Annotated in this window: 18 protein-coding genes and 1 riboswitch; of the genes, 7 read left to right on the forward strand and 11 right to left on the reverse strand. The window is 70.1% G+C overall.

What is annotated here, in order from left to right:
• Positions 1-5 precede the first annotated feature (5 nt).
• Positions 6-1,382, reverse strand: a complete 1,377-nt coding sequence (gene gorA, locus J5226_RS22360; protein WP_215837138.1) for a glutathione-disulfide reductase — start codon at positions 1,380-1,382, stop codon at positions 6-8.
• Entirely contained in the window at positions 1,379-2,677 is a 1,299-nt protein-coding gene (locus J5226_RS22365; RefSeq protein WP_215837139.1) for an FAD-dependent oxidoreductase, read from the reverse strand. Before J5226_RS22365 ends, gorA begins: the two co-directional genes overlap by 4 nt.
• Before the next feature lie 564 nt (positions 2,678-3,241).
• Between J5226_RS22365 and J5226_RS22370 the strand changes: the two genes are divergently transcribed.
• The 5 genes from J5226_RS22370 to J5226_RS22390 all read left to right on the forward strand — a co-directional run bounded on the left by J5226_RS22370 (position 3,242) and on the right by J5226_RS22390 (position 14,298).
• On the forward strand, positions 3,242-5,137 hold the full coding sequence (locus tag J5226_RS22370; protein ID WP_215837140.1) for a M4 family metallopeptidase: 1,896 nt from the start codon (positions 3,242-3,244) through the stop codon (positions 5,135-5,137).
• Positions 5,138-5,589: 452 nt separating this feature from the next.
• A complete protein-coding gene (locus J5226_RS22375; protein ID WP_255322892.1) occupies positions 5,590-7,449 on the forward strand; it encodes a M4 family metallopeptidase in 1,860 nt (619 codons plus the stop codon).
• Positions 7,450-7,892: 443 nt separating this feature from the next.
• Positions 7,893-9,809: a M4 family metallopeptidase gene (locus J5226_RS22380; protein WP_255322893.1), complete on the forward strand. Its 1,917-nt coding sequence runs from the start codon at positions 7,893-7,895 to the stop codon at positions 9,807-9,809.
• A 445-nt stretch (positions 9,810-10,254) separates the two neighbouring features.
• The gene (locus J5226_RS22385) at positions 10,255-12,108 is read left to right on the forward strand and encodes a M4 family metallopeptidase (protein WP_215837141.1); all 1,854 of its coding nucleotides are present in this window, start codon (positions 10,255-10,257) and stop codon (positions 12,106-12,108) included.
• Between the two features lie 384 nt (positions 12,109-12,492).
• Positions 12,493-14,298 carry a M4 family metallopeptidase gene (locus J5226_RS22390; RefSeq protein WP_215837142.1) on the forward strand — a complete coding sequence of 602 codons (1,806 nt, stop codon included), beginning with the start codon at positions 12,493-12,495 and terminating at the stop codon, positions 14,296-14,298.
• Here J5226_RS22390 and J5226_RS22395 read toward each other — a convergent pair.
• The 4 genes from J5226_RS22395 to J5226_RS22410 all read right to left on the reverse strand — a co-directional run bounded on the left by J5226_RS22395 (position 14,291) and on the right by J5226_RS22410 (position 16,908).
• On the reverse strand, positions 14,291-14,437 hold the full coding sequence (locus tag J5226_RS22395) for a hypothetical protein (protein ID WP_215837143.1): 147 nt from the start codon (positions 14,435-14,437) through the stop codon (positions 14,291-14,293). The genes J5226_RS22390 and J5226_RS22395 overlap by 8 nt on opposite strands.
• A 114-nt stretch (positions 14,438-14,551) precedes the next feature.
• Entirely contained in the window at positions 14,552-15,793 is a 1,242-nt protein-coding gene (locus J5226_RS22400; protein WP_215837144.1) for a DUF418 domain-containing protein, read from the reverse strand.
• Positions 15,794-15,865: 72 nt separating this feature from the next.
• Positions 15,866-16,273 (reverse strand): hypothetical protein, encoded by a 408-nt coding sequence (locus J5226_RS22405; protein WP_215837145.1) that lies wholly within the window; start codon positions 16,271-16,273, stop codon positions 15,866-15,868.
• A 155-nt stretch (positions 16,274-16,428) separates the two neighbouring features.
• Positions 16,429-16,908, reverse strand: a complete 480-nt coding sequence (locus J5226_RS22410; protein WP_215837146.1) for a peptidylprolyl isomerase — start codon at positions 16,906-16,908, stop codon at positions 16,429-16,431.
• Between the two features lie 203 nt (positions 16,909-17,111).
• Here J5226_RS22410 and J5226_RS22415 point away from each other — a divergent pair, with 203 nt between their 5' ends.
• Positions 17,112-17,627: a C40 family peptidase gene (locus J5226_RS22415; protein ID WP_255322894.1), complete on the forward strand. Its 516-nt coding sequence runs from the start codon at positions 17,112-17,114 to the stop codon at positions 17,625-17,627.
• Between the two features lie 256 nt (positions 17,628-17,883).
• Positions 17,884-18,528, forward strand: a complete 645-nt coding sequence (locus J5226_RS22420) for a C40 family peptidase (protein WP_255323134.1) — start codon at positions 17,884-17,886, stop codon at positions 18,526-18,528.
• A 415-nt stretch (positions 18,529-18,943) separates the two neighbouring features.
• Here J5226_RS22420 and J5226_RS22425 read toward each other — a convergent pair whose 3' ends face one another.
• From J5226_RS22425 to J5226_RS22445, 5 genes are all read right to left on the reverse strand, one after another.
• Positions 18,944-19,240 (reverse strand): DUF2149 domain-containing protein, encoded by a 297-nt coding sequence (locus tag J5226_RS22425; RefSeq protein ID WP_215837149.1) that lies wholly within the window; start codon positions 19,238-19,240, stop codon positions 18,944-18,946.
• The gene (locus J5226_RS22430; protein WP_215837150.1) at positions 19,237-19,680 is read right to left on the reverse strand and encodes a MotA/TolQ/ExbB proton channel family protein; all 444 of its coding nucleotides are present in this window, start codon (positions 19,678-19,680) and stop codon (positions 19,237-19,239) included. The genes J5226_RS22425 and J5226_RS22430 overlap by 4 nt, the downstream gene beginning before the upstream one ends.
• A gap of 82 nt (positions 19,681-19,762) precedes the next feature.
• Positions 19,763-24,103: a cobaltochelatase subunit CobN gene (locus tag J5226_RS22435; RefSeq protein ID WP_215837151.1), complete on the reverse strand. Its 4,341-nt coding sequence runs from the start codon at positions 24,101-24,103 to the stop codon at positions 19,763-19,765.
• A 190-nt stretch (positions 24,104-24,293) separates the two neighbouring features.
• A riboswitch (cobalamin riboswitch) is annotated at positions 24,294-24,531 on the reverse strand.
• 272 nt (positions 24,532-24,803) lie between these two features.
• Entirely contained in the window at positions 24,804-25,301 is a 498-nt protein-coding gene (locus J5226_RS22440; protein WP_215837152.1) for a hotdog domain-containing protein, read from the reverse strand.
• Positions 25,298-25,900, reverse strand: coding sequence for an NAD(P)H-dependent oxidoreductase (locus J5226_RS22445; protein ID WP_215837153.1), 603 nt, complete (start codon positions 25,898-25,900; stop codon positions 25,298-25,300). Before J5226_RS22445 ends, J5226_RS22440 begins: the two co-directional genes overlap by 4 nt.
• Positions 25,901-26,026: the final 126 nt, after the last annotated feature.

Genomic DNA, 26,026 nt, shown 5'->3' on the forward strand with positions numbered 1-26,026 from the left:
GCCCTTCAGCGCATCAGCACCACTTCCTCGGCGCTGGTCGGATGGATGGCGACCGTGTCGCGCAGGTCGTCCAGGGTGATGCCGCGCTTGAGCGCCACCGCGAAGCCTTGCAGCATCTCGTCGGCGGCCTCGCCGAGCAGATGGATGCCGACCACGCGGCGCTCCGGCCCGACGCAGACCAGCTTGAACAGGCTGCGCTGCGGCGACTCGGCCAGGGCGTACAGCATCGGCCGAAACCCGGCGCGGTAGATGTGCAGATTGTCACCATGTCGCGTCCGCGCCTGCTCCTCGGTGAGCCCGACCTTGCCGATCGGCGGGTGCGCGAACACCACGGTGGGGATGTCGGCGCGGTCCAGCACCGACTCGCGGCCGCCGTAGACGCGGTCCATCAAGCGGCGCGCGGCGGCGATGGCGACCGGCGTCAGCGGCGGATCGGTGCTGACGTCGCCGACCGCGTCGATGCCGGGCACGTTGGTCGCGTTGAGCGCGTCGATGCGGACGAAGCCGTCGTCGTCCAGCGCCACGCCGGCGTTTTCCAGGCCTACGTTGGCGGTGTTGGGCTTGCGTCCGGTCGCGAACAGCAGCTTGTCGAACGGCTCGCTCAGCGAACCGTCGGCGCCGCGCACGCGCACCCGCGCGCCGTCGGCTTCCAGCGCCGCCACCGCGTGGCCGAAATGCAGGCGCACGCCGCTTTGGCAGTAGTCGTCGGCCAGTTGCGCGGTGATCTCGTGGTCGAAGCCTTCCAGCAAGCGCTGGCCGCGCGCGAACAGTTCGACGTGGCTGCCCAGCGCCTGCAGCACGCCGGCCAGCTCGACCGCGATGTAGCCGGCGCCGACGATGCCGACGCGCTGCGGCGCGGCGGTCCATTGGAAGAAATCGTCGGAGGTGCCGCCGAGTTCGGCGCCGGGAATCGCCGGTTTGACCGCGTGCCCGCCGGTGGCGATGAGGATGCGCGAGGCGCCCATGCGCGCGCCGTTCTCGCATTCGACCGTGCGCGCGTCGAGCAGGCGCGCGCGCATCGGCGCGACCACGATGCCGGCCTTGTCCAGGCGCTTGCGGTAGCTGTCGTGGATGCCGGCGATGTAGCGCTGGCGGTGGACGATGAAGGTCGGCCAATCCAGCTCGCAGGTTTCTTGCGGCGGCGCGTCGACGGCGAAGCCCAGCGATTGGGCCATGCGCAGCTTGGCGCCGACGTCGGCGGCCAGCCACATCGCCTTCTTCGGCACGCAGCCGACGTTGACGCAGGTGCCGCCGAGCAGGCCCGGTTCGAGCAAGGCCACGCGCGCGCCGTGCTCGGCGGCGCGGAACGCACCGGCCAGGCCGCCGGAGCCGCCGCCGACGACGATGAGGTCGAACTGGGCTTGGGTGTCGCGGTCGCTCATGCGAAGCGCTCCGGTCGATAGGGATTCGGGTCGATCGCGGGCGCGCGCCCGCCGATCAGGTCGGCCAACAGCTGGCCGGTGCCGGCGCTCATGCTCACGCCCATCATGCCGTGGCCGTTGGCGATCCACAGGCGCCGGCGGCCGGGCACGCGGCCGATCAGCGGCACGTCGTCGATGCTCATCGGCCGCCAGCCGTACCAGCGCTCGCGCTCGACCGGACCGAGCGGTTCGTGCAGGAACTGCGCGGCGCCGCGCTCCAGCGCGGCCAGACGGCGCGGGTTGAGGCTCTCGTCGTAGCCGGAAAACTCCATGGTGCTGCCGAGCCGGTAGCCGCTGTCCCACATGGTCACGCAGACCTTGGGTTCCTTCAGCACCACCGGCCGCTTGGGCAGCAGCGCGGGCCGGTCGTAGGTGATCGAATAGCCCTTGCCGGGCTGGATCGCGCTCTTCAGCGCGGGCAGGCCGATGGCGTCGGCGAGCTTGGGCGACCACGCGCCCAGCGCCACCACCGCCTCGCGCGCCTGCAGCACGCCGTGGCTGGTGTCGAGCGCGACGCCGTCGGCGTCCTCGCGCAGATCGCGCAGCGCGCAGTACTCCTGCAGTTCGCCGCCGCGTTCGCGCACCGCGCGCGCGAGTTCGGCGACGTAGCGGTCCGGGCGCAGCACCGCGTCGTGGGCGAAGCGGATCGCGCCGACCACGCCGGGCTTGAACGCCGGGTCTTGCGCCTCGTAGGCGCCGCCGTCGATCAGCTCGACGCCGACGCCGAATTCGCGCAGCAGGTCGAGTTCGTGCTGGGCGTGCAGATAACTGGGTTCGGAGCGGAATACGTAATCCAGGCCGGCGCCGTCGAACTCGCAGACCAAGCCGTACCGCGCCACCCAGTCCTGCAGCCGCTCGCGCGAATCGTTGAGCAGCGCCGCCTTGGCCTGCGCGCTGACCCGCCAATCGCGCTCGTTGCAGCGCGCGGCGAAGCGCAGCAGCCAGCCCCACAGCTGCGGGTCGAGCTTGGGGTGCAGGTACAGCGGCGCGTCCGGGGTCAGCACCCACTTGAGCGCCTGCGCGATCACCCCCGGCGCGGCCAGCGGGGTGGCGTGGCTGGGGGTGATGGTGCCGCAGTTGCCGTGCGAGCTGCCGCCGCCGATGCGGCCGGCGTCGATCACCCGCACCCGGCGCCCGTCTTCGAGCAGGATCAGCGCGCAGGCCAGGCCGATCACGCCGGCGCCGACGATCACCACATCCTCGCGCCGCCCTCCGGCCGGATCGGCCGGGCCCTCTACCGCCTGCACTGCGCTCATCGTGCTCCGTCGCCTGATGGATACCGCGCCGCGCGCACGGCGCGGCGGCCCGGACATAGTAACGAGCGCGCGAGCGGCTGGATGCGGTGTGGATCGGATGCAGGGTTTCGGCGATGCGCACGTGCCGCGGCGACTTTGCGCGGTCCGGCGGCCGGTTCGGGCGAATCCGGTCGACGGGCTGTTCGGATTGGGCCGTTGCCGGCGGCCGCGGGTAGCGCCGGCACGCTCGATCAGCGCGCAGCGTGCCCTCGGCCGAGCACCCGGCACGTCGCCTTTCGCGCTCCGCTCCCGGCGCCTCGCCGCCCGCTTACCGCACGTCGAAATAAGACTTGTCTGAATTGAACTCAGGCACGACGCCGATCACATTTTGATCGCCGCCGAAACCGTGACGCACATCGCGACGCGGTCTCGGCGGCTCCTAACGTGACTCCCGACGCACCGCTGCATCGGCCTGCCGCCACCGGGCCGCCCGCAGCGACGTCACACCGGCGTCGCCGCACCGTGCCACCGCCCGGCACCCCGGACGCCGTCCTTCCGCAGCGCTTTCCACAGGGGATTCGCTCCATGCAGTTGAAGACCGCTCTACTCGCCTCCGCCGTCGTCGCCGCGCTCGCCGGCCTGAGCGCCTACGCCGTCCGCTCCGGCGACACCGTCCGCACCGCCGCCGGCGCGCGCGCCGACGGCCCCGTCGCCCACGCCCACGGCGTCGGCACCGCGCAAGCCTCGGCCGTGGCGGCGCCGGCCCACGCCATGCCCTCCACCGCGGCGGAACTGCGCCACGCCGCCGCACTGAAGGCGCTGACCGACACCAGCTCGCGCCCCGGTGCGCGCAGCGCATGGTCGAGCGGCTCCTCCGAACAAGCCGACCGCACCGGCGCCGCCGACCGCGCCCGCGGCCTGCTCGCCGGCGTCGCGGCACGCGAAGTCCATCTGGCCCGGAACGACGCCTTCAACGCCCGCAACATCACCATCGACCGCGACGGCACCGAGCACGTGCGCATGGAGCGCAGCTACCGCGGTTTGCCGGTGATCGGCGGCGACATGGTCGTGCACTCGCGCGACGGCCAACTGCTCGCGATCAACCAGAACGCCAACATGCGCACCACCGACCGGCCGGACATCCGACCGGGCATCGACGCCGCCCGCGCCCGCGCCGAGGCCGCGAGCCATTTCGACGGCCGCGTCGCCGAAATCGACCCGGGCCAGCTGGTGGTGTACGCGCGCAACGGCGTGGAGCCGACGCTCGCCTATCAGGTCGATGTGCGCGGCGGCCGCCGCGACGACCAGATCCCGGGTTCGTTCTCCTACTTTCTCGACGCCGACGACGGCCGCCTGTTGGAGGCGGAGGACCACCTCATGGCCATCGCCGGCACCGCCAAAACGATCAACCTGGGCGATGTCGCCATCGACACGCAATGGGCGAAGGGCGGCGGCTACGTGTTCGGCCCCACCGGCATGACGATCCAGCCGGACGGCTACAAGCTGATCGACGCCAGCCGCGGCAACGCCCAAACCTTCGACGCCGGCAACGCGCAATCCACGTACTCCGCCAGCCTCGCCGTCGACGCCGACAATGTGTGGGGCAACAACAGCGCCTCCGATCGCGCCAGCGTCTCCGCCGAAGTCCACTACGGCGTGGCCGCGACCTGGGACTACTACAAGACCGTCTTCGCGCGCAACGGCGTGGCCAACAACGGCAACGGCGTGAAGAGCTACACGCACTACGGCCAGAACCTCGTCAACGCATTTTGGGATTTCAACAATTCGGTCATGTACTACGGCGATGGCGACCCCGCCAGCGGCTACGCTCCGCTGATCGCTTTGGACGTGGCCGGCCATGAAATGACCCATGGCGTTTCCTACGCGATCGCCAAACTCCAGTACTACAACGTCAAAGACACCGGCGGCGTCAACGAGTCGTGGTCCGACGCGTTCGGCACCTTGGTCGAGTACAGCGTCAACAACCCCAAGGATCCGGGCGATTTCCTGATCGGCGAGAACGTCTACTCCAAGCCCGACGGAAAGAAGGCGCTGCGGGCGATGTTCCAGCAGAATCTGGATGCGGCGGAGAATCCCGCCCTTCCCTCGCTCAAGTGCTATCCCGCCGGAGGGTTCGCCTCGCAAACGGGTCAACGCCAAGTCAACGATCCGCACAAAACCTCCGGCGTGGGCAACCTCGCGTTCTATCTGGTGGCGCAGGGCGCGGTCGTCCCGGCCAACTATCCCGAGGTGGCCGTCGCCGATCTCAATTGCGGCAACGGCGATACGACCATCGCCGGGCTCGGCTTGGCCAAGGCCGGCGCGATTTGGTACCGCGCGATGAATCTGCACTTCACCTCCGCCATCGACTACCCAGGCGTGCGCAAGGCCACCCTGGACGCCGCGTCCGAACTCTACGGCGCGAACTCGACCGAGTACCGGACCGTGGCCCGGGCCTGGTCGGCGGTCAACGTCAACTGACCGACCCGCAGTTGCATCGCGCCGCCGCGGCGGCGCTCAGGTAGGAACGGCCCGCGAAAGCGGGCCGTTCTTTTTGGCGCTTGAAGTACCCGGCGGCCGTCGCCGGCTTCCTCGGCGTTCGCCTTTGCGCGTGCGGACGAAGCGCAAGCGCTCGCTCGCACGCTCCGCTGCTCTCCCGGCGTTCGCTCGTCGCCTGCCGCACGTCGAATTAGGACGCGTCTGAATTGAACTTCCGCGCGACGCGTATCACATTTTGATCGCCGGCGAATCTGTGATGCGCATCGCGTCGTAGCTTCGACGGCTTCTATCGTGACTCCCGACGCATCGCTGCATCGGCCTGCCGCCACCGGGCCGCCCGCAGCGACGTCACACCGGCGCCGCCGCACCGGGCCCACCCGCCCGACGCTCCGGACGCCGTCCTTCCGCAGCGCTTTCCACAGGGGATTCGCTCCATGCAGTTGAAGACCGCTCTACTCGCCTCCGCCGTCGTCGCCTCGCTCGCCGGGCTCGGCCTCTACGGCGCCTACTCCGCTACCGCGCCGGGCACCGCGTCCACCGCCCCAACCCTCGCCGGCGCGCCGGCCAAGGCGGCGGCGCCGACCGGCCCGGCGCACGCCATCGCCCTCGCTCAGGCGGCGCAGAACACCGCCGCGATGCGCGCGATGATCGACACCGCCTCGCGTCCGGGCGCCCGCCAGGCGTGGGCCTCCAGCTCGCCCAAGCAGGCCGACGCCAGCGCCGCCGCCGAACGCGCGCGTCAGTTGCTCGCCACCGCCGGCGCGCGCGAAGTCAATCTCGTCAAGAACGACGGCTTCAACGCCCGCGACGTCATGATCGACCGCGACGGCACCGAGCACGTGCGCATGGAACGCAGCTATGAAGGCCTGCCGGTCGTCGGCGGCGACATGGTCGTGCATTCGCGCAACGGCGAACTGCTCTCGGTCACCCAGGGCGGCAACATGCGCACCACCGCGCGTCCCCGCCTCAAGCCCGACCTCAGCGCCGCCCAGGCCCGTACCGAAGCCGGCGCGCAGTTCGACGGCCGCGTGACCCAGCTCTCGCCGGCCAAGCTGGTGGTCTATGCCCGCAACGGCATCGAACCGACCCTCGCCTACCAGGTCGACCTGCGCGGCGCCCGCAACGACAGCCAGGACCCGGGCGTGGTGTCGTACTTCCTCGACGCCCGCAACGGCAGCGTGCTGCAGGCGGAAGACCGCTATGAAACCGCTGCCGCCAACGGCACCGGCAAGACGCTGACCATGGGCAACGTCGGCATCGTCGCCGATTCGACCGGCAGCGGCTACCGGCTCGTCGACGTGTCGCGCGGCGGTGCCGAGACCATCGACATCTTCAACAAGACCGGCAGCAATGATGCCGATCTCGCCGCAGCCAAGATCTTCACCGACGCCGACAACGTCTGGGGCAACAACGCCAAATCCGACCGCGCCACCGCCGCCGCCGACGTCCACTACGGCGTCGCCGCGACCTGGGACTACTTCAAGACGGTCCACGGCCGCACCGGGATCGACAACAACGGCAGCGCCATCAAGGCGTACGTGCACTTCAGCACGAACTACTTCAACGCCGGCGCCACCACGCTGACCGACGCGGACGGCAACTTCGTCTCCTACGCCATGATCTATGGCGACGGCGACTGGAGCAACGGCAACACGCCGGTGGTCGCGCTCGACGTGGCGGGCCACGAGATGGCGCACTTGTTCAACGGCGCCAGCGCGAATCTCGGCTACTACGACGTCAAGGACAGCGGCGGCCTGAACGAGGGCAATTCCGACATCTTCGGAGCCCTGGTCGAGTTCAGCGCGAACAACGCCAAGGACCCGGGCGACTGGCTGATCGGCGAGAACATCTATCCCCCCTCGTCGTTCGGCACCCCGAAGGCGCTGCGCCGGATGTTCGATCAGGCCAACGACGGCACCTCGATCAACTGCTATCCGGCCGGCGGTTTCTCGGGCGCCGACACCGCCAAGGGCGGCAGGTACGACCCGCACTTCACGTCCGGCGTCACCAATCGCTTCGCTTATCTGCTGTCGCAAGGCGCGGTGACGCCGAAGGGCTTCACCAGCTATACGCCGGCCAAGCTGGTCTGCAACACGGACACCGCCATCGTCGGCATCGGCCCGGCCAAGCTCGGTGCGATCTGGTACCGCGCGATGACCAAGTACTTCGTCTCCAGCACCGACTACCCCGGCGCGCGCGCCGGCACCTTGCAGGCGGCGACGGATTTGTACGGCGCGGATTCCACCGAGTACAAGACGGTCGCACGCGCCTGGTCGGCGGCCGGCGTCAACTGATCCATCGCCTCATCGCGCCGCGGTTCGCGGCGCGCACGGACGGCCCGCGAAAGCGGGCCGTTCTTGTTTCCGCAGCGAACTTCCTAGCCGCGTCGGCCGGTTTCGGCGGCGCCCCAACCTGGCTTCGGCCGACTAAACGCAAGCGCCGTGCATCCCGCTGTATCTGTCGACGTCCCGCCATGGCTTCGTTCACGGCGAATTAGGACTCGTATGAATTTCGACGCTCGCGCAATGCGAATCACATTTCGAACGCCGCTGAACCCGCGCGGAGCATCGCGGCGCGGGCTCGCCGGCCCCTAACCTGACTCTGACGCACCGCTGCATCGACTCGTCGCCACCGGGCCGCCCATCGCGGCGTCACGCCGGCGCCGCCGCATCGGGCCTTCCGCCCGAGCGTCGCGGACGCCGCTCTTCCGCAGCGCTTTCCACAGGGGATTCGCTCCATGCAATTGAAGACCGCTCTGCTCAGCACCGCCGTCCTCGCCGCGCTCGCCGGCCTGACCGCGTACGCCGTCCGTTCCGACGATGCCGTCCTTACCGCCGCCCACGCCGGCATCGGCATGCCGCAAGCTCCGGCCGTGGCGAAGCCGGCCCACGCCACGCCCTCGGTCGCGGCCGCCGCCCGCCACGCCGCCGCGCTGCGCGCGCTCATCGACACCGCCTCGCGTCCCGGCGCCCGCCAAGCGTGGGCCAGCCATTCGCCGGAACAGGCCGACCGCACCGCCGCCGCCGAGCGCGCCCGCGGCCTGCTCGCCACCGTCGGCGCGCGCGAGGTCAATCTCGTCCGCAACGACGGCTTCAACGCCCGCGACGTGATGATCGACCGCGACGGCACCGAGCACGTGCGCATGGAACGCAGCTACGAAGGCCTGCCGGTGATCGGCGGCGACATGGTCGTGCATTCGCGCGACGGCCAACTGCTCTCGGTCACCCAGGGCAGCAACATGCATACGGCCCTGCGCCCGAACCTGCAGCCGGCCATCAGCGCCAGCCAGGCGCAGACCGTCGCCGCCGCCGGCTTCGACGGCCAGGTCGCCCAAACCGATCCGGCCAAGCTGGTGGTGTACGCGCGCAACGGCATGCAACCGACCCTGGCGTACCAGGTCGGCCTCAACGGCGCGCGCAACGGCAGCCAGGACCCGGGCGTGATGTCCTACTTCGTCGACGCCCGCACCGGTGGCGTGCTGGAAGCCGAGGACCGCTTCCAGACCGCCGCCGCCAACGGCACCGCCAAGACGCTGACCCTGGGCAACGTCGGCATCGTGACCGACTCGACCGCGAACGGTTATCGACTGGTCGACGTCTCGCGCGGCGGCGCCCGCACGCTGGACATGTTGAACAAGACCGCGGATCCGCTGATCGAAAAGGACAGCACCACGCCCGCGGAGGAGGCCGTGATCCTCGACAGCTTCAAGGTGGCTACGTTGCCCAACGATGCCGACAACGTCTGGGGCAACAACGCCACCAGCGACCGTGCCACGGCCGCGGTCGATGCTCACTACGGCATCGCCTCGACCTGGGACTACTACGCCGTCGTGCACGGCCGTCGCGGCCTGCGCAACGACGGCCAGGGCATCGACGCTTACGTGCATTACGGCAACGGCTACTTCAACGCGGGGATGGCGACGTTCTCCAACGGAACGATGCTGATGATTTACGGCGACGGCGACTGGAGCAACGGCAACACCCCGTTGGTCGCGCTGGACGTCGCCGGCCATGAGATGTCGCATGGCGTCAACGACGCCACCGCCAAGCTCGGCTACTACAACGTCAAGGACAGCGGCGGCGTCAACGAAGCCAATTCCGATATCTTCGGCACGCTGGTCGAATTCAGCACCGGCAACGCCAGCGATACGGGCGACTATCTCATCGGAGAGAAGATCTACCCGGCCAGCTCTTGGGGCGACCCCAACCGCCCGCAGGCGCTTCGCAAGATGTTCGACCAAGCCAGCGACGGCGGCTCGATCAACTGTTATCCGGCGGGCGGATTCAGCGGTTCGGCGACGGCGTCCGGCGGCAAGTACGATCCGCACAACACTTCCGGCGTCGGCAACCGCTTCGCGTACCTGCTGGCCGAGGGCGCGGTGGTGCCGAAGGGCTTCGCCGCGACCTCCGCCTACGATTTCGGCGGCTACACCCCGGCCAAGCTGGTGTGCAACGGCGACACGAGCATCGTCGGCATCGGTCGCGCCAAGCTCGGCGCGATCTGGTACCGCGCGCTGACCAAGTACTTCGTCTCCAGCACCGACTACCCCGGCGCGCGCGCCGGCACCTTGCAGGCGGCGGCGGATTTGTACGGCGCGAACTCGACCGAGTACAAGACGGTCGCCCGCGCCTGGTCGGCGGCCGGCGTCAACTGATCCATCGCCTCATCGCGCCGCGGTTCGCGGCGCGCACGGACGGCCCGCGAAAGCGGGCCGTTCTTGTTTCCGCAGCGAAATTCCTAGCCGCGTCGGCCGGCCGCGGCGGCGCCCCAATCTGGCTTCGGCCGACGAAGCGCAAGCGCCGCACGCGCCGCGGGATCTCCCGACGTTTCGCCGCGGCCTGCTTTACGACGAATTAGGACGCGTCTGAATTTCGACGCTCGCGCAACGCGAATCACATTTCGAACGCCGCTGAACTCGCGCAGCGCATCGCGGCGCGGCCTCGCCGGCGCCTAACCTGCCCTCTGACGCACAGCTGCATCGCCCCGTCGCCACCGGGTCGCTCATCGCGGCGTCACGCCGGCCTCCGCCGCATCGGGCCTTCCGCCCGAACGCCCCGGACGCCGTCCTTCCGCAGCGCTTTCCACAGGGGATTCGCTTCATGCAATTGAAGACCGCTCTGCTCAGCACCGCCGTCCTCGCCGCGCTCGCCGGCCTGACCGCGTACGCCGTCCGTTCCGACGATGCCGTCCTTACCGCCGCAGCCGCGCGCGCTGGCGACAACGCCCATACCGGCGGGGCACAAACTCCGGCCGTGGCGACGTCCGCCCAGGCCACGCCCTCGGCTGCAGCCGAAACCCGCCACGCCGCCGCGCTGCGCGCGCTCATCGACACCGCCTCCCGTCCCGGCGCCCGCCAGGCGTGGGCCAGCCATTCGCAGGAACAAGCCGACCGCACCGCCGCCGCCGAGCGCGCCCGCGGCCTGCTCGCCACCGTCGGCGCGCGCGAGGTCAATCTCGCCCGCAACGACGGCTTCAACGCCCGCGACGTGATGATCGACCGCGACGGCACCGAGCACGTGCGCATGGAGCGCAGCTACGAAGGCCTGCCGGTGATCGGCGGCGACATGGTCGTGCATTCGCGCGACGGCCAGTTGCTCTCGGTCACCCAGGGCGACAACATGCGCACCCTGTCGCGGCCCGAGCTCAAGCCCGTCGTCAGCGCCGCGCAGGCCCGCACCGAAGCCGGCGCGCGTTTCGACGGCCGCGTCGCCGAACTCGATCCGGCCAAGCTGGTGGTGTATGCCCGTAATGGCATGCAACCCACCCTGGCCTATCAAGTCGATCTGCGCGGCGACCGCAGCAACGATCAGACGCCGGGCGTGTTCTCCTATTTCGTCGATGCCCGCAACGGGCGCGTGCTGGAAGCCGAGGACCATGTCGAAGCCGCCGCCGCGCAGGGCACCGGCAAGAGCCTGTTCCTGGGCAACATCGGCATCGTGACCGATTCGAGCGGCAACGCTTACGCGCTCACCGATCCTTCGCGCGGCGGCGGCCAGACGCTCGATGCGCAGAACTACGAGTTCACCTTCCTCGGCAAGGCGTTCTCCGATACCGACAACGTCTGGGGCAACAGCGCCACCACCGATCGCGCCAGCGCCGCGGTCGATGCCCACTACGGCGTGGCGGCGACCTGGGATTACTACAAGATCGTGCACGGACGCAACGGAATCAAGAACGACGGCAAAGGCGTCAAGAGCTACGTTCACTACGGCCAAGACTATTTCAACGCGGCCTGGGACGGCACCAACATGATCTATGGCGACGGCGATGCGACCAACGGCAATTTCCCGCTGGTCGCTCTCGACGTGGCCGGCCACGAAATGACTCACGGCGTTACCGGCGCGACCGCGAAGTTGGGGTATTACAACATCAAGGACTCCGGCGGCCTCAACGAAAGCGTGTCCGACATCTTCGGCACCTTGGTCGAGTTCAGCGTCGGCAACGCCTCCGACGCCGGCGACTTCCTGATTGGCGAAAATCTCCACTACAGGCCGGTCAACGGCAGCACCCAAGAACAACCGTTGCGGGTGATGTTCCAGCAGAACCTCGATTCGACGTGGCGAACCGGCGGCAAAACGTCGTTCAAGTGCTACCCCGCCGGCGGCTTCACGGCCGCGGACACGGCGCAGAAGGGCAAGTACGACCCGCACCTCACCTCCGGCGTGGCCAATCTGGCGTTCTATCTGATGTCCCAGGGTTCGGTCGTGCCGCAGAACTTTCCGGGCGTGAGCGTCGGCGACTTGTCCTGCAATGGCGATACCGGCGTCGCCGGCTTCGGCAGGGCCAAAGCGGGCGCCATCTGGTACCGCGCGCTGACCAAGTACTTCGTCTCCAGCACCGACTACCCCGGCGCGCGCGCCGGCACCTTGCAGGCGGCGGCGGATTTGTACGGCGCGAACTCGACCGAGTATCAGACCGTGGCCCGCGCCTGGTCGGCGGTCAGCGTCAACTGATCCATCGCCCCATCGCGCCGCGATTCGCGGTGCGCACGAACGGCCCGCTCGCGCGGGCCGTTCGCGTTTCGCCGCCGGCGAATTCGCGACGGCGACGGCGACGCGAACCGCGCGCATCGCCCACCCGCGCCGCGGATTCATTACGACGACGCAATGTGTGACAGGTTGCGTAGTGGTCTGCCCGATTGTGTGACGCAAAGAACTGGTTTCTCATCGCAACCCTCGCTGCGCGCGCCTAACGTCTTCCTACCCGCCCGTCATCGGCGCGCCTACGCAAGCGCCGAGCGCCGCGGGTCCATCCGCTCCCGACCCACTGTCCGCCACCGTCGCGGCACGGGCGCGCGTTGGCCGCCGTTTCCTAACTTTTCAAGGGGAAGACCGCAGATGCAACTCAAGACCGCATTGCTCGCCAGCGCCGTCGTCGCCGCGCTGGCCCTCGTCGCCGGCCGCACCGGAGCCGGCGCCGATCTGCTCGGCCGCGTCGCCGACGCCGCGCCGTCGCCGGCCGCGAACCTCGCCGCCCACGCCGACGCCAGCGCGCCGCAGGCCGTCGCCGCGCACCACAAGACCCCGCTGGCGGCGCTGTTCGCCGGCACCGGCGCGCGTCCGGGCAGCGATCTGGTCGCGTCCTCGGCCGGCGAAGCCGAAGCCGACGCGTCCCCGGCCGCGGCGCGCGCGCGCGGCCTGCTCGCCGGCGTCGCCGGCGATCAGGTGCACCGCGTCGCCCACGACGCCTTCGCCGCCCGCGACGTGATGGTCGACCGCGACGGCACCGAGCACGTGCGCATGGAGCGCAGCTACAACGGCCTGCCCGTGGTCGGCGGCGACTTCGTCGTGCACAGCCAGAACGGCCAGCTGAAGTCGATCAGCCAGGGCGACAACATGCGCACCAACGCGCGCCCCGAGCTACAGCCGAAGATCGGCCTGGAGCAGGCCAAGGTCGAGGCCGGCGCCCATTTCGACGGCCAGGTGCGCCAAATCGACAACGCCGGGCTGGTGGTGTTCGCGCGCGGCGTCGAGCCGACCCTGGCCTATCAGCTGGAACTGCACGGCGACCGCCGCAACGACCCGATGCCGGGCCACATCACCTACTTCGTCGACGCCGGCAACGGCAAGCTGCTGCAGGCCGACGACCGCATTCAGACCGCCGCCTCCAACGGCACCGGCAAGACCTTGCTGATCGGCAACGTCGGCATCGTCACCGATTCCACCACCAGCGGCTTCCGTCTGGTCGACCCGAGCCGCGGCAACGGCTCGACCTACGACGCCCAGGGCTCGATGAGCTACACCACCGGCTTCCCCGGCGCGCCCTTGTTCACCGACGCCGACAACACCTGGGGCAACAACGCCACCAGCGACCGCGCCACCGTCGCCGCCGACGCGTACTACGGCGTCGCCGCGACCTGGGACTATTACAAGAACGTCCACGGCCGCAACGGCATCTTCAACGACGGCAAGGGCGTGAAGAGCTTCGTCCACGTCGGCAACGCCTACGACAACGCCTTCTGGTACGGCTCGCAGAAGCTGATGGCCTACGGCGACGGCTCGACCTTCAAGCCGCTGGTGGCGCTGGACGTGGCCGGCCACGAGATGACCCACGGCGTCACCGAAGCCACCGCGCGCCTGGGCTACTACAACATCAAGGACACCGGCGGCCTCAACGAAGGCATCTCCGACATCTTCGGCACCCTGGTCGAGTTCAGCGCCAACAACGCCAACGACCCGGGCGATTACCTGATGGGCGAGAAGCTGGTCAAGAACAACCCGAACGGCACCAGCGCGCTGCGCATCCTGTTCAAGCAGGACGCCGACGGCCGTTCCAAGGTGTGCTACCCGTCGGGCGGCTTCACCGCGTCGCAGACCGGCCAGGGCGGCACTTACGATCCGCACTTCACCTCCGGCGTGCTCAACCGCGTGTTCTATCTGGCCTCCGAGGGCTCGGTGGTGCCGGCGGGCTTCAACTACACGAAGGCGCAGCTGGTCTGCAACGGCGACACCACGATCGCCGGCATCGGCCGCGACAAGGTCGGCGCGATCATGTACCGCGCGCTGACCCGCTACTTCGTCTCCAGCACCACCTATCCGCAGGCCCGCACCTGGACCCTGCAGGCGGCGACCGATCTGTACGGCGCCAACTCGGCCGAATACAACGCGCTGGCGCGGGTGTGGACGGCGGTGAGCGTCAACTGATCCATCGCTGCATCGCGCCGCGGTTCGCGGCGTAGGGAACGGCCCGCTTCGCGCGGGCCGTTTCTTTTTCGCGGCGTTCTTTTTCGCTGCGTTCCTTTTCGCGGCACTGGGAGCGATCCGCCTTGCGCGGGTCGTTCATTTTTCGTTGCGCTCTTTCGCTGCGGTCTTTCGGCGTTTGCGTTTCCCACGCGCGCCGCTTCCGCGCCTTCACCCATGGCGCGCTCTTTCCAGCCGATTCGTCCGCGCCTGCTTTTCAGCGCGCCGAAGACTCGACCCGCAACGCCGGCCAGCGCCCGTAAGTGAAAGCGCGCCACAGCCATTCCACCGGCCCAAAACGGAAACGCCGCAGCCACCACGCGCTGAACGCCATCTGCGCGGCGAACAAGGCCAGCGCGGCCAGGATCAGTTCGCTGTACGACCAGCGCCCCCATTGGCCCAGACCGTGGCCGTACAGCGCCCAGGTCGCGATCAGGGATTGGGCGAGGTAATGCGTCAGCGCCATGCGTCCGGCCGGCGCGAACCGCAGCGGCCAGCGCGCGCCGTCGCGCAAGCGCAGCGCGACCGCGCCGATCGCGGCCAAGGCCAACGGCAGGCCCGACGCGGTGTGCAGCGTCTGCGCCAACACCGAGGTCGCGCCGAACACCGCCATCGCCGGCGCCGGATCCAAGGCCACGCTGGCGACCGTCGACGCCACGCCGAGCGCGACGCCCCAGGCGATGGCCGTGCGCCACTGCGCGCGATACGCGCCCGCGTCGGCGAGCGCGCCGCCGCGGGCGATGCCTGCGCCGATCAGGAACAGGCCCAAGGTCAGCGGCAGCATCACCGTCCAACCCGGCACCGTGGCCTCGAAGAAGAACGACAGGCGCTGCGCGGTCGCCGCCGCGAAGTCGCCGCGCGCGTAGGCGGCGATTTCGACCGCGCGCTCGGCCTGCGCGGCGGCCAGATCCTCGGCGCCGCCCATCGCCACGCCGGGCACCGCCAGCAACGCGGCGATCAACAGCATGAAGCCGATCCCGCTCGCGTACAGCGCGCCGCCCAGCGCGACCCAGCGCTCGGCCGACCAACGCTGCAGCGCCAACAACGCGAACGCGCACAGGGCATAGGTGACCAGAATGTCGCCGGCCCAGATCAGCCACGCGTGGATCAAACCGATCGCGAGCAAACCGACGCTGCGGCGCAGATAGATCGCCGCGAACCCGCGCCCCGCGGTTTGCGCGCGCCCGAGCATGGTGGCGAAGCCCATGCCGAACAACAGCGCGAACAAGGTCCAGGCCTTGTCGCGGATCGCGATGTAGACGAACGCCGACCACGCGTAATCGCCGCCGCGCAACGCGGGGTCGATGCCGTCGTGCAGTTCCAGCAAGGGCCCGGCGAAACCGGAGACGTTGCTCAGCAGGATGCCGAGCAAGGCGAGACCGCGCAGCGCGTCGAGCGCGGCGATGCGCTCGGACGCCGGGACGGGCGCGAGTTCGATGGAGGCGGTCGGCGGCGACATTGCGTTACGAAAGCGGACAAGAAGACAGCGAGTATGCCAAGCGCCGCACGCGAACCCGCGCGGCGCCGCTGCTTACCTAAACGCCACCAAGACCGACAACACCAGCAACGCCGGCGGCCAAAAACGCACCGGGACGGAATACAACGACGATTCGGTTCCGATGGATTGCCTGAACAAGAAAATCAGCCCCGCCGACGCCGCCAGTCCGACCGCGGTTCCGGCATGACCGCCCGTCTTGCCCGCGCCGGCGACGATCAGGGCGACCAGCAGCCCGGCCCACAATCCATTCCCTCTCCACCACATCGCTAGCGCCCCTGTGTCCTGTCGTCCACGACCCGCATCGATCGCCGCTGGAATCCTGGCGGGCATCCGGTTCGAGCCGAACGGGGCCTCGACCTGCCGCGCGAGACGGCGATAGTAAGCCGCTTCGGCTTGCACGAGCGCGGCCTCCGCGATCGGGCCGTCGCCGGTCGGGATCATCGCTCAACGACGAGGCCCTCCCCCCGGCGGCTCGCCGCGCCCGCCAGCGCATCGCCGCGGCCCTGGGCCGCGAACCGCCGCCGAAAACGCGAACGGCCCGCAAGCGCGGGCCGTCCGGTATCGCCTCGCAACGGCCGCGGCGGGCCGCGCGGACCTTAGTGGGCGTGGCCGCCGTCGCCGTGCACGTGGCCGTGCTCGATCTCTTCGGCCGCCGCTTCGCGCACATCGACGATCTCGATGGCGAAGTGCAGGTCCTTGCCGGCCATCGGGTGGTTCAGGTCGACGTCGACCACGCTCATGCCGACCTTCTGGATCGTCACCGCGCGCGGGCCGAAGTTGGTCGGCAGCACGGCCTGCATGCCCGGAACCAGCTTGGCGTCCTTGAAGTACTTCTTCGGCACGCGCTGGGTCAGGCCTTCCTGACGCTCGCCGTAGGCTTCGGCGGCCGGCACGTCGGCTTCGAACTTGTCGCCGGCTTCGCGGCCGTCCATCGCCTTTTCCAGGCCCGGGATGATGTTGTTGTGGCCGATCAGGATCGCCAGCGGTTCGCGGCCATCCGAGCTCTCGACGGGTTCGCCGCCCTGCTCGGCCACGGTGTAGTGGAAACGCACGACGCGATCTTTTTCGATTTTCATGGCTAGTCCGGCTGGTGGGCGCGCACGGCGCGCCCGGAGAAATGGAGGAATCGGCGGCCGAATCGAGCCGGCCGCCACAAAACGTCACACGGATTGTCTTGTCGCCGCTGCCGCTAGCCGCCAAGCTATCGGCCGTGACGAAGGCCGCGCATTATCCCGGCAACACCGCTCCCGCGCCAGCGCGCGGGCCTTGGCCGTTGCCGATGCCGCTCCCGGCCGCCGCGCTCGGCCTGGCCCTGTGCGGCCTGCTGGCCGCCTGCGGCGGCGGCAAGGAACTGGTCCGCCGCCCGCCCCCGTCGCAGCCCGCGCGGGTCTGGCCGCACGTCGACCCGGCCAACCCCGAAGCCGCCAACGCCGTGCTGATGCGGGCCTTCAGCCTGGTCGGCACCCCGTACCGCTACGGCGGCAACACCCCGGAAGGCGGCTTCGACTGCAGCGGGCTGGTCAATTACGTCTACCGCGACATGCTCGCGCTGAGCCTGCCGCGGACCTCGCGCGACCTCGCCGGCTACCAGGGCCCGCGGATCGACCCGATGCGGCTGGCGGCCGGCGATCTGGTGTTCTTCGGCAGCTCCGGCAACGTCAGCCACGTCGGCATCTACGTCGGCGAAGGCCGCTTCGTCCACGCCCCCAGCACCGGCGGCACGGTCCGCCTGGACCGCCTGGACGGTCCGTACTGGCGCGATCACTACAGCGGCGCGAAGCGGATTCTCAAGTAATCCAGAGACTTAAATGAACAGGACTGCGGCTTAGGACGCGTCTGAAATGTGAGGAAAATCACAGACCTGTTTACGGTCGTCTAACGAAATTTGAACCACACCGTCCCATCTGGCGGGTACTGTTCTTCTCCGGTGACGACTCTGTGATTACTAAGTGACGACTTCGACCCATCGCCACAACCGCCAGACTGCCACCCCCCAAGCATCTTGCGACACCGTCCAAGGCCGACGCCCCGGCCGCCGGACCACCCAACGAATCCTGCTGACCGCCACCCTGGCGGTTTGCGCCCTGCCCGCGTTCGCCCAGTCCGCCTCCGCCGGCGTGGCCTCGTCCCTGCTGCCGGGCGGCCCGTCGATGCGCAACGACTCGGCCGACGCGCCGGAAGCCACCGGCGGCAACATGCTGCCGGAGGCGATGACCCTCTCCGACCGCGCCCTGATGCTGGCGACCGACCTGAACCGCATGCTCGGCCAGGGTCAGGACATCCCGCTGAGCAAGAGCGATATCCCGGTCGCCGAACAGGGTCGGATCAAGGGCATGCTGCAGAAGGCCCTGGCCCTGCTGGGCACCCCGTACCGCTGGGGCGGCACCTCGCCGGACCAGGGTTTCGACTGCTCGGGTCTGGTCGGCTACGTGTTCCGCAACGCCCTGGGCATCGAACTGCCGCGCGTCTCGCGCGAGATGGCCAAGACCGGCGAAGTGATCGACCGCGACGCGATGACCGAAGGCGACCTGGTGTTCTTCGGCCGCCGCGGCCGCGTCGACCACGTCGGCATCTACCTGGGCGACGGCCGTTTCGTGCACGCCCCGCGCACCGGCAAGGACGTGACCGTGTCCAGCCTGGACAGCGGTTACTGGAGCGGCAAGTTCATGGAAGCGCGGCGGGTCGACGGGATCTGAGGTTTCGGGTTCCGCGCTGTCGTCATGCAGGCCGCCTTCGGGCGGCCTGTTGCGTTTTGGGGTTCGGTTACGCGGATGCCTTGCTCGTGTAGGAGCGGCGTAAGCCACGACCTGCGGCGTCCGGGTTGCGGCGCGACCGGCTACCCCGTGGTCGCAGCTTACGCAGCTCCTACACGAGCTCCGGCCGCTACGCGATCTGCCTGTAGGAGCGGCGCGAGCCGTGACCGCGACATCGCGCTGACGACGCGACCGGCTACCCCGCGGTCGCAGCTTGCGCAGCTCCTACACGAGCTCCGGCCGCTACGCGATCTACCTGTAGGAGCGGCGCGAGCCGCGACCGCGACATCGCGCTTACGGCGCGACCGGCTACCCCAATCACGGCTCACGCCGCTCCTCCCCCCCGCCGTCGCGGCGCTCACCGCTCGATCAGGATCAACTTCCCGCTCTTGGGGTCGCGGTACACCTGCCCGACTTCCTGGTACCCCTCGCCCGCGCTGCGGCGCCCGTCGACGGGGCGCTCGATCGCTTGGCCCTGGCTCACTTCGACCGGTTGCCGCGTCTGCGAGACGGCGCTGATCGCGGCGAGCAAACCGCAGGCGAACACCAGCATCACGTCGACCAGATTGACCAGGCTGGCGCGCGGGTCTTCGTCGTCTTGGTCGAAGCGGGTGCGCAGGCGGCGCGCGGCGCGGCGGGCGGCGCGCGCGCTCATGCCGCGGCGTCCATGCGTTCGAGCAGTTCCTCGTACCAGCGCCGGCGCAGGCGGCCGATCCACAGGCCGGCGATGCCGGCGATCAGGCCGAGCACGGTGGCGTCGAAGGCGACGGTGACCGCGGCGGCGAGCTTGGCCGGGTCGCCCTGGCCGAGCGCGGCCAAGCCCGGGCCGAGCGGGATGATGGTCGCCATCAGCCCGAGCATCGGCGGCACCCGCGCGAGCAGGTCGCAGCGTTCGATCCGGCGCCGCGCCAGGCGCTCGACCCGGTCGGCGTCGCCGCCCAGTTCGAGCAGGCGCAGACCGCGCCAGCGTTCGCCGAGCGCCAGCCCGGCTTCGATCAGCGCCGCGGCGCAGGCCAGCAGCAACACCGCCAGCGCCAGCGGCAGCAGCCGCGCGATCAGGTGGTGCAGCCAGTCGAAATGAATCATCCAGTCCATCGTCGGGTCGCCTCGTCGGGGTGTGGAGCGCGGCGGCGGTGACGCCGCGCGGAGTGGAGTAAGGAATCGCGCGGCGCGCGCCTCAGCGCGCCGTCAGGCCGCGCCGCAGGCCGAAGCCGATCAGCGCCAGCACCAGCAGGCCGACGATGGCCGCGGGAATCGGATGCCGGCGCGCCAGTTCCGCCGGCGCCATCCGGGTCAGTTCGCTGACGCGCTCCGCGCGCGGCGGCGCCGCTGCGGCCACCGCGGGTTTCGCAGCGGCCGGCCGGGCCGCGACCGGCTTCGCGGGCGCCCGCGCCGGCGCGGGTTCGGGCTGCGCCGGCGCCTGCGCTTCGCGTTCGGCGCGCACGGCCGCGCGCTCGATCCGCGCCCGCTCCGCCGCACCGCGCGCGAACGTCGACACCGCGCCGCGTTCGCCGCGCGCGCGCGCCAACACTTCGTCCAATTGCGCCTGCGCCGCCGGCAACAGCTTCGGCCGCAGCCACGCCCACATCGGATGATCCGGCGCGGCGTGTCCGCTGCCGGGCAGGCCGTTGCGCGCGACCAGTTCGGTCAACTCGCCGCCGAGCCGGCGCACGTTCGCTTCCGGCGTATGCCAAAAGCCCTTGTGCGCGGCCACCAGCATCAGCGCCAGCATGTGCGCCTTGGCCTGCTGCGCATGGCCGCGCGAGAGGAAATCGTTGACGCCGAGCTTGTGCTTGTCGTCGAGATAGACGCTCTGCACTTCGTCCCAAGCCCAATCGTGGATCACGTCGGGCCGCGTCACTTGCCAGCCCCACAGGTTCTCCAGAAACTCCTGGCTCATCGTGCGCGCGCCGGCGTAGCCGTGGCGCATCAGCGGACGGATCCATTGCGGGTTGAGGTAACGGCCGCGGAATTCGCGCAGCAGCGCCGCTTCCAGCGGCTCGACATCGGCGCGGTCGGCGTCGGCGTTGTAGAGCACCTGCGCTTGCGGCACGCGGCCGGTCAACGTTTCCGCCGCCAGCGACAAGCCGCCGAAATAATCGAAGGCGTCGTTGTTGTCGAGCAAGCCGTACAGATGCGACGCGCGGCCGTGATAGGTGCGCGCGACCGACCGCAAACCGGTCTCGAACGCACGGTGCGCGGCGATGCCGTCGGCGTCCAGGCCGTAGGCGTGCCCCATGCGGTTGAGATACGCGCGGCCGATCTGGCCGCGGTCGCGCCATGCGCCGGAGCGTTCGGTGAGGCGGTTGACGCCGGCGCCGTACGCGCCGGGCGCGTCGCCGAAGATCCGCCACGCCGCTTCGCGCCCGGCCGCGGCGATCTCCAGCCCCTGCCCGCGCAACGCGTCGGTGCGCTGCACCCACTCGCGCGCGACGCCGTTGCCGTCGATGGGTTCGTCGCCGGTTTGCAGTTGTTCGCCCAGCGGCGCCAGCGCCGCGTCGAGCGCCGGACCGAGTTCGGGCCGCTGCTTGCGCAGCCGCTGCGCGCTGGCGGCCAGCGCCATGCGGCCGCCGCGGTCGAGCAGCACGACGAGGTTCGGATACAGATCGCGGAACAGGCCCGAGGTGGTGACGATCACATCGCGCCGCGTTTGTCCGGCCGGCATCGGCTTGAGTTCCAGCCCTTGCACGATGCCGCGCGCGTTCCAGCGCGGCTGCACGCCCATCAGCGCCAGCGAGAAGCCGACCATGACGCCTTCGTCGCGCACCGCGTCGGACGCCCACAGCACCACCGCTTCGCTGCCGCTGCCGCCGCCGCTTTGCGCGAGCACGCGCGCGGCCTGCTCGGCGCCCAGGCGCTGGGCCAGCGGCGACGGCAGCACGTCGCCGTCGAGGCCGTGGAAGTTGCGCCCGGTCGGCAGCGATTCGGGCGCGCGCAGCGGGTCGTTGCCCTTGCCCGGCAGCACGAAACCGCCGTCCAGGCCGTGCAGCAGCGCGGCCATTTCCGCCGGCGGCGAGGCTTTGAGTTTGTCGCGCAAGACCTCGCGCTCGCCGAGCCCGCGCATCGAGTCGAGCATGGTGTCGAGCTGCTGCGGCTCCCACGCCTGCCCGAACACGTGCAGGCCGTGCGGCATGAACTTCTCTTGCAGCTTGGTCAGGTAATGGCCGATCTCGTGCGCGAGCAGATCGTCGTCGGTCTGCTCGAAACCGATGCCGCGCACCTTGAGCACGTCGGCCATGCTCGCTTCCAGTTCGGCGCGCAGCTGCAGCGCTTCGACCTGCTCGCGCATCTGCGCGGCCGCCTGCGCGCGCAACGGTTCGCTAGTGCTGCTCTCGAAGCTCTCCACCAACTGGCGCAAGGTCAGCAAGCGGTCGTAGAGCGCGGTCGCGGCCAGCGGCGGGGTCAGGTGATCGACCATCACCGCCAAGCCGCGGCGCTTGGCCTGGGTGCCTTCGCCGACACCGTCGACGATGTAGGGATACACGCCGGGCACGTCGCCGGCGATCAGTCGCGAGTAATCGTCGGACGCCAACCCCACGGCCTTGCCGGGCAGGAATTCGTAAGTGGAATGGCGGCCGACATGGACGATGGCGTCGGCGCGGAACACGTCGCGCAGCCAGTGGTAGTACGCGAGGTATTGGTGCGGCGGCGGAATCTGGGTGTTGGCGTGCAGCAGTTCCTCGTCGACTTCCCAGCCGCGCGGCGGCTGCGGGCCGATGAAGACATTGCCCAGGCGCAGCCCGGGCAGCACCACCGCGTCGCCGTGGGTCATCACCTTGCCGGGCGCGGCGCCCCAGCCGCGCAGGCCGGGGATATTCAGCGCTTGCAGCGCGGCTTGCGCGGCGTCGGCTTCGGCGCAGGCGGCTTCGTCGGTCTCGCTCTTCAAGCAGCGCAGATGCGCGTCGATCAAGCCGCGGAACTTCGCCAACGCCGCGTCGCGCGAGGGATGGTCGATGCCTTCGAGCAGATGCAGCAGTTCGCGTTCGGCCTCGCGCACGCGGCGCTCGCCGAGTTCGGTCTCGTGCGCGGCGCGCGCCAGCGCGACCTGCGCGCGCAGCCGCGCGAGCGGGCCGTCGGACACCTCGCCGCGCACCGATTCGGGCAGGGTCGCGAACCAGCGCCGGTAGTCGTCGCCCGACATCGTCTGCGCGTGCTGCGCCAGCGCCGCCAGTTCGCCGTTGTCTTCGGGCGTGTTGACGCCGACGCGCATCATCGCGTCGAGCAGCGCGTCGGGCGTTTCCGGCAGCCCGTCCACGGCGTAGCCCTGCGCGCGCATCGCGCGCAGGATGCCGTGCAACGAGGCCGGCACGTCGAGGTTGTCGGCGCCGATGTTCTGCCGGCCCGGCGGGTGGTTGTAGTAGATCAGCGCGATCTTGCGCTGCGCCGGCGGCGTCTCGCGCAGATGCCGCCAACGCAGCGCGCGCTCGACCAATGCGTCGATCTCCGGCGCCAGCGCTTGCGGCCGTTGCAGGCGCACGCCGGTGAGCGGGTCGATGCGGGCCGGGCCGGCCGCGGCCAGCACCATCGGCTGGCTGCTGCCTTGCAGTTCCGACATCGCCACGCGGTACTGCACGCTGGAGATCGGCAAGCCGTCGCCGGACAAGCGCCACTGCGCCGCGCTGCGGTCGAGCATGCGGATCGCCTTGAACACCGGCACATCGAGCTTGGCGATCGCGGTGCTGGCGGCGTCGCGGCCTTCGGCGGCGCCGACGACGAAATCCTGCAGCACGACCAAGCCCGCCAGCGGTTGCGCGCCGAGCAAGGCGGGCAAGCGCTGCACCGCGTCCAGCGAGGCCTCGCCCCAGCGCGCGTACAGGCCCAGGCAGGCCAGCCCGCGCGCCTGCGCCCGCGCGCACAGCGCGTCGCCGGCGACGGTGTCGGCGTTGTTGAGGTCGAGCACGGCCAGCAGCGGCCGCGCGTCGGCGGCCGGCGCGTTCACCACCGTGCCGTTCTGGCGCAGGATCAGATCCGGTTGCGGCTGCGCTTTCGGCACCGCGCCGCCGTCGAGCAGGAAGCGCAGCGCGCGGCGCAGGTTGTCCTGCCCGCCTTCGCGCCACAGCGCGCGCACGTCCAGCCATTCGCTGGCGAAGGCGTCGGCGCGGGCGCGCGCCAGCAGCGCCGGCGGCGGCGCATCGGCGGTGAGTTGGCCGAGTTCGTTCTGGGTCAACGCGCGCAGGTCGCGGCGCTCGTCGTAGCTGGCGTAGGCCAAGCCGCTTTCGCCGTGGAAGGCGTACAGGCGGCGCGGGCCATGGCCTTGCCGGCGCAGGCGTTGCGCGGTTTCGCGCAGGCGCACGCCTTGCTCGCCGAACAGCGCTACCGCGATCACCGCGTCGCTGCCGGCGACGAGTTGCTGCAGCTGCGCCTTGTCCAGCGCTTCGAGTTGCTGCGGCGTGCGCAGCACGATGCGGTCGCCGCTGCGCGCGGCCAACACCGCTTGCGCCGCCTCGGCCGTTTCCGGCGCCGCGCGTTCGGACACCACGCCGAGCACCGTCGCCGCTTGCGCGGATGTCGTCGACACCGCCGTCAGCGCGGCCGCGAGCGCGCACCGTTTCCACCAAGCTTTCACCGCCGCACGCACACGCCGCATCGCCGACCTCGCTGTGCGCACGCCCTGTGCGCATCGATGGATGGGATGGACGCGTGGAAAGGATGTCGGGCACGAACGGCGCGAAACGCAGCGACCGGCGCGCGACGCCGCCCTCCGCAACGTCCACCGCGAACGCATCGGCCGGTCTCCGGGCTCGCGGGGGCCGGACCGTCGATGCGATCCGGCAGCCTCGGCGCCTTCCCGGAGAGAGTTCTCCAGTGGCTGTATGCCGAGGTTTCGCCCGCCTACCGTTGCAGGGGCAGCGCCGGAATGGCGTGCAGTCGAACTGCGCGCGCACCGGCTTCCCGTTTAACCGCGCCGCCGGACGGCGGTGCGGCACCTGATGCAAAGCCGGCGCAATCTAGCACAGGCGTGCGTGCGCGGGGTCGGCGTTGCGACGGGCGGCGGGGTATGGAGAGGTCGCGGGTGGAATGAAGGTTGCGCCGCGAGCGGCCACTCCGCGGTCGCAGCTTGCGCAGCTCCTACAGGGGCTCCGGCTGCTACGCGATCTGACTGTAGGAGCGGCGTGAGCCGCGACCGCGTCACTGCGCTTACTACGCGACCGGCCACCCTCGGTCGCAGCTTACGCAGCTCCTACAGGGGGCTTCGGCCGGTTCGGCGCGCGCCGGGCTCAACCTTCGTGCACGTAGCGCTCGACCGTGGCCTCGATGCCCTTGCTCAATTCCATGATCTTGAGCGCGTACTCCGCCAGGCGCTTGTCGTCTTCGGTGACCGGCGTCCACGGCGGCACCGGCGTGGGCTTGCCTTCGACGGTGTCCATCGCCACGAACACGATCACGCAATGCGTGCACAGGCGCTCTTCGGATTCGCCGTCGTCCAGGCCCGGGTCGCGCGCCTTGACGTCGACGGCGAAGTGCATGCTGCTGGTGCCGGTGTGGATCAGCTTGGTGTGCACGGTGACCAGATCGCTGATCCGGATCGGCGCGACGAAACGGATGCCGCCGACCGCGACGGTGACGCTGTACTTGCCGCTCCAGCCGACCGCGGCGGCGTAGCCGGCCTGATCGATCCACTTCATCACCATGCCGCCGTGGACCTTGCCGCCGTAGTTGACGTCGGTGGGCTGGGCGAGGAAACGCAGGTTCAATTCGCGTTGCTGGCCTTTCATGCGTGGGCTCCCTGAACGCGCAGGTGGCGGACGACGGCGGCGCCGACGCGGTGCACGGCTTCGCGCTGGCGTTCGTCGGCGAGTTCGCCGTAATCGTACAGCTTGTCGCCGGCCTGACCGACCGCGACCTGCTGCGGCACCACGATCAGCCCGAGCTTGGCCAGCGCGTCGCGCAGCACCAGCAGCGAGCGCAGCCCGCCCAGCGGCCCCGGCGAGGCCGAGACGATGCCGGCGACCTTGTCGGCGAACAGCGTGGTGCCCGAGCGGCCGTCCGGGAGCGGGCGCGAGATCCAGTCGAGGGTGTTCTTGACCAGCGCCGGCATCGAACCGTTGTACTCGGGCGTGGAGATCAGCAGGCCGTCGTGCTGCGCCATCAGTTCCTGCAGGCGGCGCGCGTTCTCGGGCATGGCCTCGGCCTCGATGTCGCCGTCGTAGACCGGCAGCGAGTAATCGCGCAGCTCGATCAGGCTGACGTCGGCGCCGGCGGCGCGCGCGCCCTCGGCCAGCACCGGGATCAGGCGGCGGTTGTAGGAACCCGAGCGCAGGCTGCCGGCGAAGGCGAGCAGGCGCGGGGGCGAGGCGGTGAGGCTGGCGGACATCGGCGAACTCCGTGGGCTGGCGCTGCGGATTATGCGCGAGCGGCCCGCGGATCGCGCACGTCCTTCGCTCACGCCCGCCCGCCCCACAAACGAAAACCCCGGCCGCGGCCGGGGTTTTCGCCGAAA

It is taken from the genome of Lysobacter sp. K5869 (assembly GCF_018847975.1).
Lineage (GTDB): Bacteria > Pseudomonadota > Gammaproteobacteria > Xanthomonadales > Xanthomonadaceae > Lysobacter.

Bases quoted from the DNA above. Each gene is read 5' to 3' on its own strand.
- J5226_RS22415 (WP_255322894.1), top strand. From the start codon at position 17,112: ATGCCGCTCCCGGCCGCCGCGCTCGGCCTGGCCCTGTGCGGCCTGCTG.
- J5226_RS22365 (WP_215837139.1), bottom strand. From the start codon at position 2,677: ATGAGCGCAGTGCAGGCGGTAGAGGGCCCGGCCGATCCGGCCGGAGGG.
- J5226_RS22375 (WP_255322892.1), top strand. From the start codon at position 5,590: ATGCAGTTGAAGACCGCTCTACTCGCCTCCGCCGTCGTCGCCTCGCTC.
- J5226_RS22440 (WP_215837152.1), bottom strand. From the start codon at position 25,301: ATGAAAGGCCAGCAACGCGAATTGAACCTGCGTTTCCTCGCCCAGCCC.
- J5226_RS22445 (WP_215837153.1), bottom strand. From the start codon at position 25,900: ATGTCCGCCAGCCTCACCGCCTCGCCCCCGCGCCTGCTCGCCTTCGCC.
- J5226_RS22400 (WP_215837144.1), bottom strand. From the start codon at position 15,793: ATGTCGCCGCCGACCGCCTCCATCGAACTCGCGCCCGTCCCGGCGTCC.
- J5226_RS22405 (WP_215837145.1), bottom strand. From the start codon at position 16,273: ATGATCCCGACCGGCGACGGCCCGATCGCGGAGGCCGCGCTCGTGCAA.
- J5226_RS22425 (WP_215837149.1), bottom strand. From the start codon at position 19,240: ATGAGCGCGCGCGCCGCCCGCCGCGCCGCGCGCCGCCTGCGCACCCGC.
- J5226_RS22430 (WP_215837150.1), bottom strand. From the start codon at position 19,680: ATGGACTGGATGATTCATTTCGACTGGCTGCACCACCTGATCGCGCGG.
- J5226_RS22380 (WP_255322893.1), top strand. From the start codon at position 7,893: ATGCAATTGAAGACCGCTCTGCTCAGCACCGCCGTCCTCGCCGCGCTC.
- gorA (WP_215837138.1), bottom strand. From the start codon at position 1,382: ATGAGCGACCGCGACACCCAAGCCCAGTTCGACCTCATCGTCGTCGGC.
- J5226_RS22390 (WP_215837142.1), top strand. From the start codon at position 12,493: ATGCAACTCAAGACCGCATTGCTCGCCAGCGCCGTCGTCGCCGCGCTG.
- J5226_RS22395 (WP_215837143.1), bottom strand. From the start codon at position 14,437: ATGAACGACCCGCGCAAGGCGGATCGCTCCCAGTGCCGCGAAAAGGAA.
- J5226_RS22410 (WP_215837146.1), bottom strand. From the start codon at position 16,908: ATGAAAATCGAAAAAGATCGCGTCGTGCGTTTCCACTACACCGTGGCC.
- J5226_RS22370 (WP_215837140.1), top strand. From the start codon at position 3,242: ATGCAGTTGAAGACCGCTCTACTCGCCTCCGCCGTCGTCGCCGCGCTC.
- J5226_RS22385 (WP_215837141.1), top strand. From the start codon at position 10,255: ATGCAATTGAAGACCGCTCTGCTCAGCACCGCCGTCCTCGCCGCGCTC.